Raw genomic sequence first — 13,144 nt, 5'->3', positions numbered from 1 at the left:
ACCGCAACGGGCTTCTTCAGCCTCGCACCCCTTCACCACGACGAGATTAGCAGACGTTCCGACAAGATGCTCAGACCTCAAGTCGACTGTGTCATCGTGATGTTGGATACGCAGCGATGTGGCTCACCCAGAGGTCCTTGGCTACGCCTCGACTCCGATCCCAAATGACGTGGGCCCCCGCGCCATGCCGGGCTGCGGCGCTGGGGCGCCGGTCCCGGCCGGGCGCGGGGGCCGACCACGGGGACAGGGATCAGTCAGGTTGCCGGAGTGCCTGAGCTCTTCGCATCGGCGGCCATTTTGACGGACAGGCCCACCGTTATCAGTTCGGCCAGGAGCTCCGCCGCCTCCGGGCGGATCGCACCCAGGCACACTAGGCCCTCGCCTCTCACGTTCACGTCCGCCTTCAGGCCGGGAAAGTCCGTGTCCAGGCCAAGCCCTGTCAGTTGTTCCGCCAAGGCCACCGCTCCGCGCCGGGCCCTCAGCCAGCCACGCACATACGGCACGCCGGGCTCCAAGTCCTCGGCGCGACGCGCCACCACTCCTCGCGGATCTGTCATCTCCTCCACCCTCTCCCTACTCCTACTGGCTCGGGCTCTGGCTGCACGCCCCGTCCAGGGTTCGGGCGCATGCGCTCGCCAGGCGCAGCAGCTCCGCCAAGCGCTCCGCCGTCACCGGGGACACACGGCCGAGCTCGATCAGGCCGTGGCCGAAGGCGTTTGATTCCGCTCTCAGGTAGGGGAAGTCCCGTTCCATGCCTGCCGCCGTAAGGACGTCGCGGAGGGTGGCCGTCGCGTTGCGCGCGGCATACCAGGAGTCGCTGTCCAACGGAGACCAGTGAGCGGTGTCATTGCCCGGCTCGCCCTCACTGCGCATCGGGCCCAGCCTCCTCCAGGACCTTGTTCGCCACGGCCGCAGGTGTCGGGTACCGCTCGCCGTAGTGGTCGACCCGAGCGACCAGGTCAGCCGCCGCGACGAGCATGACCGCCAGCGCGGCCGGGCGCTGCGGGTTGGCTTCCGGCCGGCGGAGGGGCGCGCGGAGCCATTCGTACCGATCTCCCGCCAGCGGAATCGGGCCGGGCACGACCACGTATGAACCGTTGTCGAGGTACTTGTACTCGGGCGGACTGTCTGTCTCCCGGCACACGAAGTCCTCAAACGGCTTCCTCCATTCGGAGTTGAGGAAGAAGCCCACCTGCTGAGCCCTGCGGTCGGTCATGACTGGCCCGACCGGCATCTGTCGACGCACCAGTTGATCGAAGACCTCAAGACCGACCCGCTGGGGAACCACCACGACGTCGAAGAGACGCCCGGTGGGCAGAAGGTAGGGAAGCCGCGGGTCCTCCCGCCACACCGCCCGGCATACGGTCGGCTCCTCCGCCGCAGCCGATAGCCACCCGACGCCCCTCTTGGTCATCCTTTGCACGTCATCTCACCCCAAGTCGCTCTCACCCGGCGGCACTCAACCGGCGTGGAGCCAGGCTCTCGCCAAGGTCCCTGAGCTGGGCAGATGACGAGTATCGACGGGGGATGACGCCCAGCTGACGGGTCCGTCATCCCCCGTCACCCGCTCACCCGATTCACCGAACTACGGCCTGCCCCTCACATCGGCGCTTTCGAGTCCGTACATTCAGACGCGCGGGAAACTCAGGCACCGTCGCGTTATGGAGGGGGCGACGACCACGAACCCGACGCAGTCAGTCGGCAGCCACTTACGCGCGGCCCGGACGAATCGCGGTTGGAGCCAACCGCGGCTGGTCCGTGAGCTGCGTACGCTCGCCGCGCGTCGCGGGCATCAACTTCCGGCAGATGCCAGTGTGAAGAGACGCATTGCCAGTTGGGAGAACTGCCACAGCGTCCCCGACGAGTTCTACGGCCCATTGATCTGTGAAGCGCTCGGTCTCAGCGCGGCCGAGCTCGGGCTCAACCACATCGGGAGCCAGGACTCCGCTCTGCTCGATGCCACGTACCCGACCAGCCCGGAAGCCGCCTTCGACAACATCGATCGGCTGTGGCGTGCAGACCTCAACGGGTACGAACCGCTCCTCGCCGCCGAACCCGCCGAGCCCGCGTGGAACGAGGCGTCCCTACGGTGGCTCGTGGCGCCGGAGCCGGGCTTCCCCACCAACCCAAGCGAGGGACGCGTCCGCGTTGGACTCGCGGACGTGGCCACGATCAAGGCGACCAGCGACATGTTCGCCCAGCTCGACGACCGCTTTGGCGGCGATCACGCGCGGCACGCCGTGATCCAGTACCTGAGCCGGGATGTGGCACCGATCCTCACAGGGCAGTACACGGAGGCAGTCGGCCGCGTGCTCTTCTCCGCCGTCGCCGAGGCCACGCTCCTGGCCGGCTGGATGTCGTACGACGCCTGCCACCACGGACTCGCGCAGCGGTACTTCCTCCAAGCCCTCCGACTCGCCCAGGACGCCAACGACCGGCGTCTCGCCGGGAGCATCCTGTCCGCCATGAGCCATCAGGCGACCTTCCTCGGGCGCTACACGCAGGCCGCCACGCTCGCACGCGCCGCGCTCATGGGTATTTCCGCCGTGGCGACCCCCACGCTACGGGCCCAGTTCCACGCCATGGAGGCGCGCGCCCTCGCTCGTACGGGCGACTGCAAGGCCACTGAGCACGCCCTGGTGGCCGCCACGAATGCGCTCGACAGCAAGAACAACGACGATGAGCCCGAGTGGATCTCGTACTTCGACACGACCGAGCTCGCGGCAGAGGCTGCGCACTGCTTCCGGGACGTGAACAGCGCCCGGCAAGCCGTCGCCAACGCCGAGAACGCGATGAGCGGGAACCACGTCCGGAGCGACTTCTTCGCGACCATGGTTCTGGCCGACGCTCATCTACGAGCAGGCGAGCCGGAGGAAGCCTGCCGAGTGGCCCTGGATGCACTGGACCTCGGGGAGCAACTGAAGTCCGCTCGCTGTGTGAGCTACCTGGCGGAGTTCCGCGCCCATCTGTCCCGTACCGGGAATTCCTCCACCGTACGGGACTTCGAGGACCAGGCCGCCGAGCACCGGCTGTGGATCGCGGCCACGGGCCTCACCACCAGTTGACTCCCGCCGTCACCCATCAGAAGGGCTTCCACTCCCGTCGCCCTTCCCCCGTCCGGAGCGACTGCACCCGGCGTGCGAACTCACCCGCGGACTTGGCACTTGTCGCCACCTGCTGACCCAGCCACGCCACCATCATCAGCTCGCGCACGTCCGCGAGCACGGAGTACCCGGGCCAGTTCATCAGGTCGAAGCCGTAGCGGTAGACGAACTCCCGGTACTCCTCGCGCGTGTGCCAGCCGTACCGCTCGTAGTACATCGCCGTGAGCACGAGATCCCATTCACGCGGAGCCAGAGCGAAGCCGTCGAGGTCGATCAGGACGACCGAACCGTCCCAGCGCCGGAGCACATTGCCGACGTTCGCGTCCCCGTGGATCATTCCGAAGGGGAGGACGAAGTCCAGGCGGTCGTACTCCTTTTGGAGCCTCTGGGCCCGCTCCCCCAGAAAGTCCCGGTCCTCCTCGGATACGCCGCTCACACCGTCCAACCGGCGCAGCGAGCCCGCCAGCTTCGCGAACGGATCGAAGTACGGCAGCCTCAGCGATTCCGGTTCCTCCAGCCAGTGCAGCCGCCGCAGCAGGTTGGCCAGCTCCCCGACCGTCCCGTACTCCTCTCGATCCTGCGCACTCTCCCAGAACGTCACCACTCGGCCAGCGACCACGAGCGGGGCCGTGGCACCACCCCACACCCGCGTCGCAGGGAAGCTCTCCGTCTCCAGCCAGCGGGCGAGGCGCAAGACCCGCTTCATCTCGCCCAGGGTGTCCGGGTCCCGGGCTATTCGGACGACCACGGGGGCGCTCGTCAGCTGGTAGACCGCGTTCGACCCCAGCCGCAGCAACTCAGCGCCGGATGGCTCCAAGTCGGCCTGACGACAAGCCTCTTCGAATACGGCACCGACCGTCTCCGCCGTGAACTCCGTCGCGCCATCCTGGATGCTGCCGTCACCCGAGATCATGCACTCGACGATACGGGGGCATCGCCCTCCAGGCACAGGCCCTCACGTACTAGGGGCGTGATGATCTAGCCAAGCGACCCTGCCCCAGGCCACGTGTTGGCTGGTCAGCGTCCCACTAGCGCCCCACCTTTCCCTGGCCTCCGGAGCCGTGTGCGCATCAGAAGCTCCGAGCAACGTTCCCAGACGGATCAGTCGGCATCCTCCTCAACCGCCTCAAAAATGTCCGCATCAGTCTCCCGCTGCCACTCCGGCAGTTCAGCCCAATCGGCCACATAGCCCGGCTTCGGGTCCTTGAAGTGGTGGTACATCTGGGCCGTCCAGCACGTGGCGACGAAGCGGCTCTTCTGTTCGCGGGAGAGGCGGGAAGCGTGGCCGCCGCTCAGTTCGAGGAGCTGGCAGATCTGGGCGTGGACCGCCCCGGCGGCGGCGCGTTCCCACTCGGGGGTGTCCTCCCACGGTGTTACGTAGCCGGCCTTCGGTTCGCCGGGGAAGTGCTTGCGTACACCTGCGATCCACGCCTCGCGGAACAGCCGCGCGCCCTCGGTCTGCGACATGCCGACCCCTCTCGTCACCTCGTGCTCAGTGCGCTGATCTCGGCGCCCAGCTCGGCGATGCAGCGGTCGCGACCAGGGGCTCGAACTCAGCTTGCAGGGGCTGGAGTCTACGGTCGCTACGACTGGGCGAGGGCGCCTTGGGGCCAGCCGCAAGGCCTCACCCGCGAACGAGCCTCCCGGTCTACGTCGTTTCCCTCCGCGCCGGTGGCGGCCAGGTCTGTTGGCAACGCGCCCGCGCCGAATGGCCCAGCCCCAGAGGTCTCTCAGCGCACTGCTCGGCTGGCCACGCGTCGCCGCAGGGCCAGAAAGCCAGCCCCCCGCGCTACAGGTCGCCGAGAACCTCTCTACGCGCTGCTTCTGCCTTCCGATTGAGCCTGTTCGTCATCGTCACCGCGGCGATGGTGAACAGCAGTCCGAGGACCACCAGCAGCACTTGAGTGATCACACTGACGATCGCGATGTTCCTGGTGGCGCTGGTGATCATGAGCCAGATGATCCCGCCAGACACCCACGCGAACCAGATGCGGAATTTCTCGACTCGTACGGCTCTTTGCACGTCGCTGTAGCTCGCCATGGCGCCCCCAGAAGTGAGTTGCTAGAGAGACGATGCCGCGAGTGGCGGGGGCGCGAGGGCAACGTGGCTTTGCCGTAACCCCTTTGGGTGACCCAGCACGTCATTGAGGGACATCTGAGGCCCGCCCCCTCACATAGCCGGAAGCTGATAAGCCAACACGAAAGCATCAGCCGCCATAAGCGTGTCGCAGACCTCGACCGCCCTGCCCTCCGTGTCGTACGCCGTGCGGATCAGGTGGATGACCGGGACGCCGGTGGTCAGTTGCAGCACGCGTACCTCGGTCGGCGAGGGCATGCGGGCCCGGATCTCCTCGTCGAAGTGGGCCAGGCGGTGGCCGTTTTCCTCCAGGCGGGCGTAGATGCCGCCGGGGCCGGGGTTCGGGTCGGTGATCCGGGTGCCTTGGGCGATGTCCAGGGGGATGTACGACGTCGCGTACTCCACCGGGCGGCCGTCGAGGAGGTAGCGGCGGCGCCGGGCGAGGACCTTTCGGGGCGAGCCGAGGCGACCAGCGATGTCCGCCGGCGGCTTCTGCTCGGTCACCTCCAGGCTGTCCACCTCGGAGTGGACGCCCGCCGCTTCGGCCTCCACCGTGAACGCGGGTTTGCCCTCCTCGCGGTGGCGGCGTGCGAACCGGTCGGAGGCGAGGCGGCGGACCGGTGGGCGCGGGCGTACGAAGACTCCCCTGCCGTGTTCGGAGACCGCGAGCCCCTCGCCCTGGAGGATGGAGAGGGCGTTGCGGACCGTCATGCGCGAGACGCCGTAGTGATCGACCAGCTCCGTCTCGGACGGGAGCTTGTCGCCCTCGCGGAAGCGGCCCTTGTCGATCGCCTCCCTGAGCCGGTCCGCGATCTGCCGGAAGACGGCACGGTCGCTGGTCGGATCCAACGCGCCCAGTAGAACGGGTGGTTGAGACGGCGCCATGCGCGTACTCCTTTAGATATCTAGACGAGCAGGTGACCTGAGTTGGTACGGTGGCGAGCCTAGCCAGTCGGGGCCAGTCGGGAGGCCGAGAAGCGTGACCACCACCGATCGCCCGCACTCCGTGAGTGTCGCCGGGGTCATCGTCGACGACGAGGGCCGGGCGCTGCTGATCGAACGGCGGGACAACGGCAAGTGGGAGCCTCCCGGCGGCGTACTGGAACGGGACGAGACCATCCCCGACGCCCTGCAGCGTGAGGTCCTCGAAGAGACCGGTATCAAGATTGCCCTCCCGGCGACCCTGACCGGCGTCTACAAGAACATGACCGGCCTGATCGTCTCCCTGGTCTTCCGCTGCGAGGCCATAGACGGCGCTCCCACTGTCGGCGACGAGACCCGGGCGCTGCGCTGGGTCACCCGGGAAGAGGTCGTCGCCCTCGCCGACGAGGCGTACGCGATCCGCGTCCTGGACGCGCTCGACAACACCACCCCACCGGCCATTCGCGCCCACGACGGCGTTCGACTCGTCTAGAACGAGCTGAAGCAACTCTTGGGCGTACGGCCGCCTACCTGCACGGAGTAACTTGTATGGACGAGTATATGAGTGGCGCAGGGGAACATGCTCGGGTCTGGGGTTTGATCTGCCCCGGCTCCCTGGAGGAAGTGGGCCGCGCGCGGCGCTGGGCGCGTGACGTGTTGAGTGGCCATCCCTGCGTGGACGAAGCCGAGTTAGTCGTGAGCGAGCTCGGCACCAACGCCCTCACGCACACGGCAAGCGACTCGTTCCGCGTCATGCTCGCCATCACGGAGCACCTGCTGACCGTCGCCGTCACCGACTGCGGCGGGACTCGGGACGAGCCCACGGCGAGCGAGGCGGACGCGGATTCGACCCATGGCCGTGGGCTCAGCATCGTGATGGCTCTCGCCTGCCACCTCACCGTCACTGGCGGCGAAGCCGGACGCACGGTGACGGCAGCGCTTCAGCCCCCGGCGCGGGGTGCGTACTCGTGCTGAGGTGGGGCTACTGGTGCGAGTGCACGCTGACGTCCGACGGCGCCGACCAGCCTCGCCTCTCAGCGGCTCTCGACGTCGAGACGCCCGGGCAGGCGGTCCGGTGGATCAGGGTGGCGTTGCGTACGGTCATCTCGGGGCTGGACGGCGTGGCGTACGAGACAGCCTTGGCCTTCTTGGAGCGCTCCCGCACCGCCGAGACAGCCTCGGCCATCGGGCGGCTCACCACCTTGGCCATAGTCCAAGACGGCAGCCTCATCGAATGGTCTGCTCGACCTGTCGCCTTCTTGCCCTTGGATCAGCGGTCGGGCGCGCCGCAACAGCCCGACTACTTCTGCACGTACAGCTGCGCCTCCCATATACGCCCTGCCCGCGCGAGCAGCAGGGCGTAGCGAAGAACGCCAGCGGCGACTGAGACACCCCACCTTCGGCCCCGGCCGGCATCCACACCCTGGACGCCGACCGGAGCCAACCCTGTGAAGGGCCTACCGCGGCGGCACCGGCCGGTCATACACATTCTGCGGCGTCACGATCTGCGTAATCGCCCGCGCCACCAGCGACGACGGCTCCTGGCCCTGGTAGGTGATGTCCGTGTTGAGCAGCACCACCAGTGTCGCCTTCTGGGACGGCAGGTAGACCGTCACGCTCTCGTAGCCGGGGATGGAGCCGTTGTGGCCGATCCAGCCGCCGGTCTTGAGGATGCCGAGGCCGTAGGTCGTGCCGGGGTGGCCCGTCGGGAGGGTCTTGAGGCGCTGGCGTTGTGTTTCGGGGGTGAGTAGCGTTCCCGTGGCGACGATCTTCGCCCAGCGGTGGAGGTCCTGGAAGGTCGAGATCATGGCGCCCGCTGACCAGGCCCAGCTGGGGTTCCAGTCGGTGGAGTCCTCCACCGCGCCGCTCAGCGTCTGGTTGGTGTAGCCGCGCGCGTGCGGCCGGGGGTACTCCTCGCCGCTGGGGAACAGCGTGTCGTCGAGGTGTGCCGGGCGCAGTACCCGCTCGTGGATGAAGTCCTCGACGTGCCGGCCACTGACCTTCTCGATCACCAGGCCCAGCAGGACCAGGTTGCTGTTGGAGTACTGGAACTGCGCGCCCGGCGCGAACGTGTTCTTGTGCTTGAAGCCGTACGCGAGGACCTCGTGCGGGGTGAACCTGCGGTACGGGTCGCTCAGCAGGTCGTGCTGGAAGTCCGGGTCGTCGGTGTACGAGAACAGGCCGCTGCGCATCTCGGCCAGGTGGCGCAGGGTGATCCGGCGGCCATTCGGTACGCCTCGGATGTACTTGGAGATCGGGTCGTCCAGGCGGATCCGGCCGTCGTCCACCAGCTTGAGCAGCGCCGTCACCGTGAACGTCTTCGTCTCGCTGCCGATCCGCGTGAACAGGTCGGTCGTCATCGGCCTGCCGGTGGCGGTGTTGGCAACCCCCGTCGCCCGTACGTACTTTCCCTTGCCCGGCATCCACAGGCCGACCACGACCCCCGGGATGCCTGCCTGCTTGCGGACGTTCTCGATCGCCTTGTCCAGCCGGGCGGTCAGCTCGGAGCCCAGGTCGCCGTGCCGCTCAACGCCCACGCCGTGTTCGGCGATGGCAGGTGTCGCTGTCGTCGGGGCCAGTACCGACGCCACCAGCAGCGCGGCGGCGAACAGACGTCGGGAGGGAGTACGTCGCATCTCGGGGGGCGCCTCTTCCGGGTCGGGGCTGGGGCTGAGGAGGCAACGCCACCATCCGGACCCCGGAAGAAGGCCCCCGTGCGGTCCGCTTCCCTGCGAGTCCACTCGTTCGGACCCACCGGAGCCTGCCGTTCCGCGCGCCCGTTCGCCCCTCCCCTCACCCCTCCCCGACGTCCACCCCGATGTCCTCCCCCCACAGCTCCGGATTCGCCGCCACGAACTCCCGTATCAGCGACCGGCATTCATCGTCGTCCACCACCACGATCTCCACCCCGCACCCCCCCAGCCACTCACGTCCACCCCCGAACGTGGCCGCCTCCCCGATCACCACCCGGGAGATGCCGAACTGGCGGACCAGGCCGCTGCAGTACCAGCAGGGGGACAGGGTCGTCACCATCGTCGTGCCGCGGTATGTGCGCAGGCGGCCCGCCGCGCGGAACGCCGCCGTCTCCGCGTGCATCGACGGGTCGTCGTCCTGGACGCGGCGGTTGTGGCCGCGGCCCAGGAGGCGGCCGTCCGCGCCGTAGAGCGCGGCGCCGATCGGGATGCCTCCCTCGGCCAGCCCGGCTCGCGCCTCCTGGATCGCTACGGGGAGCAGGGCACGTGCTGCCGCCGGTTCCATGACGTCATTGTGGCCCTGCCGTGCGTCCGCGCTCAGCGCCGGACGCCCCGGATCACGTGTTCGGCCGCTTCCCGTGGTTCGCGCTCTTCTTCTTCCGCGCCCGTCGCTTGTTGCCTCGCTTCGACATGGCCCTCGTCTCCCTACGTAAGGTCTGCAAAGGTCTGCAAAGGTCTGCAAAGGCCTGCACATGTCTGCAATGGCCCGTTTTGGCCTACCTTACGTTCCGCCCCTCCCCCTCACACCTCGAACTCGAACCGGTACCCCATCCCCGGCGCGGTCACCAGATACCTCGGGTGCGACGGGTCCGCCTCCAGCTTGCGGCGCAGTTGGGCCATGTATACGCGGAGGTAGTTGGTCTGGGTGCGGTACGTCGGGCCCCAGACCTCCTGGAGCAGTTGGCGTTGGGTGACCAGGCGGCCCCGGTGGCGGATCAGGACCTCCAGGAGGTGCCATTCCGTCGGCGTCAGGCGTACGGGGGCGCCGTCGCGAGTCGCCTTCTTCGCCAGGAGGTCCAGGGTGAAGGCGGGGGTCGACACCCGGCCCGGTGCCCCCGGGCCGGGTGCCACCCCGGTCCCGTCCCCCCGCCGCGTCACCGCCCTCAGCCGCGCCACGAGCTCGTCCATGCTGAACGGCTTCGTGATGTAGTCGTCCGCGCCCGCGTCCAGCGCGTCCACCTTCTCGTCCGACGTGCTCCGGGCCGACACCACCAGGATCGGAGCCCGTGACCAGCGGCGCAGTGCGCGCATCACGTCGATGCCGTCCATGTCCGGCAGACCCAGGTCCAGGAGCACCGCGTCCGGTGGGTTCGCGGCGGCCAGGGTGAGGGCGGTCTCGCCGTCGGGGGCCGCGTCCACGTCGTACCGGCGTGCTCTGAGGTTGATCTCCAGCGCCCGTACGAGCTGCGGCTCGTCCTCCACCACCAGCACCCTGGTCATCGGTCCACCTGCTCGGACACCCGGCCCGCCCCTAAGCCCGTCACTTCCCCACTGTCTCCTTCAGCGCGATGTTCAGCTTCAGGACGTTGACCCGCGGCTCTCCGATGAAGCCGAGGATGCGGCCCGTGGTGTTGTCCGCGACCAGCTTCTCCACCTCCGCCACCGGCAGGCCGTTCACCTGCGCCACCCGGTGGGCCTGGAGCTTCGCGTACGCCGGGGAGATGTCGGGGTCCAGGCCCGAGCCCGAGGAGGTGATCGCCTCGGCGGGGACGTCGGACGGCTCGACCTTGTACGTCGGGGTCGAGTTGTCCCGTACCACCGCCGCCTTCGCGTCCTTCACCTGCTGGATCAGCTTTTCGTTGTCGCCGGACAGGTTCGTCGCGCCCGACACGATCAGGTCGTACTGGGTGTTGACGCCGTTGGCCTTGTTGGAGCCCAGGCCGTTGGACGGGCGCGGCTGGAACCAGTGCAGGTCCGGGCGGGCCGCCTCCTCGGGGTCGGACGGGTTCTTCTTGGGGAGGTCGTAGCGCTGGCCGATCAGTTCCGAACCGACCACCTTGCCCTGCGACTTGATCTCCGAGCCGTTCGCCTTGCCGCCGAGGGCGGCCTGGGCGATGCCCGTGACCGCGAGCGGGTAGACGATTCCGCAGATCACCGTGAGGACCAGCAGGGCGCGCAGGCCCGCGCCGATCAACCGGGCCGTGTTTCCAACTGAGTTGTTCATCGCAGGTCAGCCGATTCCGGGGATGAGGGAGATGATCAGGTCGATGAGCTTGATGCCGATGAAGGGGGCGATGAGGCCGCCGAGACCGTAGATCCCGAGGTTGCGGCGGAGCATCCTGTCGGCGCTGGTGGGCTTGTACTGGACGCCCTTCAGGGCGAGCGGGACCAGCGCGATGATGATCAGCGCGTTGAAGATGACGGCGGACAGGATCGCCGACTTGGGCGAGGACAGGTCCATGATGTTGAGCTTGTCCAGGCCCGGGTAGACCACCGCGAACATCGCCGGGATGATCGCGAAGTACTTCGCCACGTCGTTGGCGATGGAGAACGTGGTCAGCGCGCCCCGGGTGATCAGCAACTGCTTGCCGATCTCCACGATCTCGATCAGCTTGGTCGGGTTGGAGTCGAGGTCGACCATGTTGCCGGCCTCCTTGGCGGCCGACGTGCCCGTGTTCATGGCCACGCCCACGTCCGCCTGGGCCAGCGCGGGGGCGTCGTTGGTGCCGTCGCCCGTCATCGCGACCAGCTTGCCGCCGGCCTGCTCGCGCTTGATCAGGGCCATCTTGTCCTCGGGGGTGGCCTCGGCGAGGAAGTCGTCCACGCCCGCCTCCTCCGCGATGGCCTTGGCGGTCAGCGGGTTGTCACCCGTGATCATGACCGTCTTGATGCCCATCCGGCGCAGCTCCTCGAACCGCTCCCGCATGCCCTCCTTGACGACGTCCTTGAGGTGGATCACGCCCAGTACACGGGCGCCTTCAGCATCTTCCAGAGCCACCAGCAGCGGCGTGCCACCAGCCTGGGAAATCCGGTCGGTGAGCGCCTGGGCGTCCTGTGAAACACTGCCGCCCCGCTCCTTCACCCACGCCACGACCGAGCCGGCCGCGCCCTTGCGGATCTTGCGCCCGTCCACGTCCACGCCCGACATACGGGTCTGGGCGGTGAAGGCGATCCACTCGGCGTCCGTCAGCTCGCCCTGGTGGCGCTCGCGCAGCCCGTACTTCTCCTTGGCCAGCACCACGATCGAGCGGCCCTCGGGCGTCTCGTCGGCCAGCGAGGAGAGCTGGGCGGCGTCCGCCACCTCCGCCTCGGTCGTCCCGCGTACGGGCACGAACTCGGACGCCTGGCGGTTGCCCAGGGTGATCGTGCCGGTCTTGTCCAGGAGCAGCGTCGAGACGTCGCCCGCAGCTTCCACCGCGCGGCCCGACATCGCCAGGACGTTCCTCTGTACGAGGCGGTCCATACCCGCGATGCCGATCGCGGAGAGCAGCGCGCCGATCGTCGTCGGGATGAGGCAGACCAGCAGGGCCGCAAGGACGATCATCGACTGCTCGGCGCCCGCGTACTTCGCGAACGGCTGGAGCGTGACCACCGCCAGCAGGAACACGATCGTCAGCGAGGCGAGCAGGATGTTGAGCGCGACCTCGTTCGGCGTCTTCTGGCGCGCCGCGCCCTCGACCAGGTTGATCATCCGGTCGATGAACGTCTCGCCCGGCTTCGTCGTGATCTTGATGACCACCCGGTCGGAGAGGACCTTCGTACCACCGGTCACCGCGCTCCGGTCGCCGCCCGACTCGCGGATGACGGGAGCGGACTCGCCGGTGATGGCGGACTCGTCGACGGATGCGACGCCCTCGACGACGTCACCGTCGCCGGGGATGACGTCGCCCGCCTCGCAGACGACCAGGTCGCCGATCTTGAGGTCGGTGCCGGGCACCCGCTCCTCAGTACGGCCGTCCGTGGACAGCCGTCGTGCGACCGTGTCCGTCTTGGCCTTGCGCAGGGTGTCGGCCTGCGCCTTGCCCCGGCCCTCCGCGACCGCCTCCGCCAGGTTCGCGAAGATCGTGGTCAGCCACAGCCAGCCCGCGATCGCCCAGCCGAACCAGTCCCCCGGGTCCTTGACCGCCAGGATCGTGGTCAGGACCGACCCGATCTCGACGACGAACATCACGGGAGACTTGACCATCACCCGGGGATCGAGCTTCCTGATCGCGTCCGGGAAGGACTTCAGGAGCTGCTTGGGGTCGAACAGGCCCCCGCCGACCTTCTTTTGGTCCTTGTGACCGGTGGGGACGTCACTGTGCGGCGCGCGCGTAGGAGTGGCAGTGGACATGGAGCGGGGCTCCTCA

General features: G+C 68.2%; 17 protein-coding genes. 3 read left to right on the top strand and 14 right to left on the bottom strand.

Annotated features, from left to right (window positions below; genetic code table 11):
- Positions 1–254: 254 nt before the first annotated feature.
- The 3 genes from OG965_RS27580 to OG965_RS27570 are packed head-to-tail and all read right to left on the bottom strand — an operon-like array spanning position 255 to position 1,414.
- Complete coding sequence (locus OG965_RS27580) at positions 255–557, bottom strand: hypothetical protein (RefSeq protein WP_371657077.1); 303 nt, start codon at positions 555–557, stop codon at positions 255–257.
- Positions 558–579: 22 nt separating this feature from the next.
- Entirely contained in the window at positions 580–873 is a 294-nt protein-coding gene (locus tag OG965_RS27575) for a hypothetical protein (protein ID WP_371654744.1), read from the bottom strand.
- Positions 863–1,414, bottom strand: coding sequence for a bifunctional DNA primase/polymerase (locus tag OG965_RS27570; protein WP_371654743.1), 552 nt, complete (start codon positions 1,412–1,414; stop codon positions 863–865). Before OG965_RS27570 ends, OG965_RS27575 begins: the two co-directional genes overlap by 11 nt.
- A gap of 400 nt (positions 1,415–1,814) precedes the next feature.
- Here OG965_RS27570 and OG965_RS27565 point away from each other — a divergent pair, with 400 nt between their 5' ends.
- The gene (locus OG965_RS27565) at positions 1,815–3,065 is read left to right on the top strand and encodes a hypothetical protein (protein WP_371654742.1); all 1,251 of its coding nucleotides are present in this window, start codon (positions 1,815–1,817) and stop codon (positions 3,063–3,065) included.
- A gap of 16 nt (positions 3,066–3,081) precedes the next feature.
- Here the strand turns inward: OG965_RS27565 and OG965_RS27560 are convergent, their stop codons facing one another.
- From OG965_RS27560 to OG965_RS27545, 4 genes are all read right to left on the bottom strand, one after another.
- Positions 3,082–4,017, bottom strand: coding sequence for a phosphotransferase family protein (locus tag OG965_RS27560; protein ID WP_371654741.1), 936 nt, complete (start codon positions 4,015–4,017; stop codon positions 3,082–3,084).
- A 188-nt stretch (positions 4,018–4,205) separates the two neighbouring features.
- Positions 4,206–4,571 carry a hypothetical protein gene (locus tag OG965_RS27555; RefSeq protein WP_371654740.1) on the bottom strand — a complete coding sequence of 122 codons (366 nt, stop codon included), beginning with the start codon at positions 4,569–4,571 and terminating at the stop codon, positions 4,206–4,208.
- A gap of 322 nt (positions 4,572–4,893) precedes the next feature.
- A complete protein-coding gene (locus OG965_RS27550; RefSeq protein ID WP_371654739.1) occupies positions 4,894–5,145 on the bottom strand; it encodes a hypothetical protein in 252 nt (83 codons plus the stop codon).
- 129 nt (positions 5,146–5,274) lie between these two features.
- Positions 5,275–6,066, bottom strand: coding sequence for a GntR family transcriptional regulator (locus tag OG965_RS27545; RefSeq protein WP_371654738.1), 792 nt, complete (start codon positions 6,064–6,066; stop codon positions 5,275–5,277).
- Between the two features lie 121 nt (positions 6,067–6,187).
- Between OG965_RS27545 and OG965_RS27540 the strand changes: the two genes are divergently transcribed.
- Positions 6,188–6,595: an NUDIX hydrolase gene (locus OG965_RS27540; RefSeq protein WP_371657076.1), complete on the top strand. Its 408-nt coding sequence runs from the start codon at positions 6,188–6,190 to the stop codon at positions 6,593–6,595.
- A gap of 56 nt (positions 6,596–6,651) precedes the next feature.
- The gene (locus tag OG965_RS27535) at positions 6,652–7,077 is read left to right on the top strand and encodes an ATP-binding protein (RefSeq protein ID WP_371654737.1); all 426 of its coding nucleotides are present in this window, start codon (positions 6,652–6,654) and stop codon (positions 7,075–7,077) included.
- 7 nt (positions 7,078–7,084) lie between these two features.
- On the opposite strand, the gene OG965_RS27530 is transcribed toward OG965_RS27535, so the two are convergent.
- From OG965_RS27530 to kdpB, 7 genes are all read right to left on the bottom strand, one after another.
- Positions 7,085–7,288, bottom strand: a complete 204-nt coding sequence (locus OG965_RS27530; RefSeq protein ID WP_371654736.1) for a hypothetical protein — start codon at positions 7,286–7,288, stop codon at positions 7,085–7,087.
- Positions 7,289–7,559: 271 nt separating this feature from the next.
- A complete protein-coding gene (locus OG965_RS27525) occupies positions 7,560–8,738 on the bottom strand; it encodes a serine hydrolase domain-containing protein (protein ID WP_371654735.1) in 1,179 nt (392 codons plus the stop codon).
- A 157-nt stretch (positions 8,739–8,895) separates the two neighbouring features.
- Positions 8,896–9,360, bottom strand: a complete 465-nt coding sequence (locus OG965_RS27520) for a nucleoside deaminase (protein ID WP_371654734.1) — start codon at positions 9,358–9,360, stop codon at positions 8,896–8,898.
- A 52-nt stretch (positions 9,361–9,412) separates the two neighbouring features.
- Positions 9,413–9,487, bottom strand: coding sequence for a 50S ribosomal protein bL37 (locus OG965_RS27515; protein WP_371657075.1), 75 nt, complete (start codon positions 9,485–9,487; stop codon positions 9,413–9,415).
- A gap of 109 nt (positions 9,488–9,596) precedes the next feature.
- Positions 9,597–10,295, bottom strand: a complete 699-nt coding sequence (locus tag OG965_RS27510) for a response regulator transcription factor (protein ID WP_371654733.1) — start codon at positions 10,293–10,295, stop codon at positions 9,597–9,599.
- A 40-nt stretch (positions 10,296–10,335) separates the two neighbouring features.
- Positions 10,336–11,019, bottom strand: a complete 684-nt coding sequence (locus OG965_RS27505) for a potassium-transporting ATPase subunit C (RefSeq protein WP_371654732.1) — start codon at positions 11,017–11,019, stop codon at positions 10,336–10,338.
- 6 nt (positions 11,020–11,025) lie between these two features.
- On the bottom strand, positions 11,026–13,128 hold the full coding sequence (gene kdpB / locus OG965_RS27500; RefSeq protein ID WP_371654731.1) for a potassium-transporting ATPase subunit KdpB: 2,103 nt from the start codon (positions 13,126–13,128) through the stop codon (positions 11,026–11,028).
- Positions 13,129–13,144: the final 16 nt, after the last annotated feature.

Source organism: Streptomyces sp. NBC_00224 (assembly GCF_041435195.1).
Lineage (GTDB): Bacteria > Actinomycetota > Actinomycetes > Streptomycetales > Streptomycetaceae > Streptomyces.
Note: the sequence above shows the minus strand (reverse complement) of the source record. Positions and strands in the feature narration are given on the sequence as shown.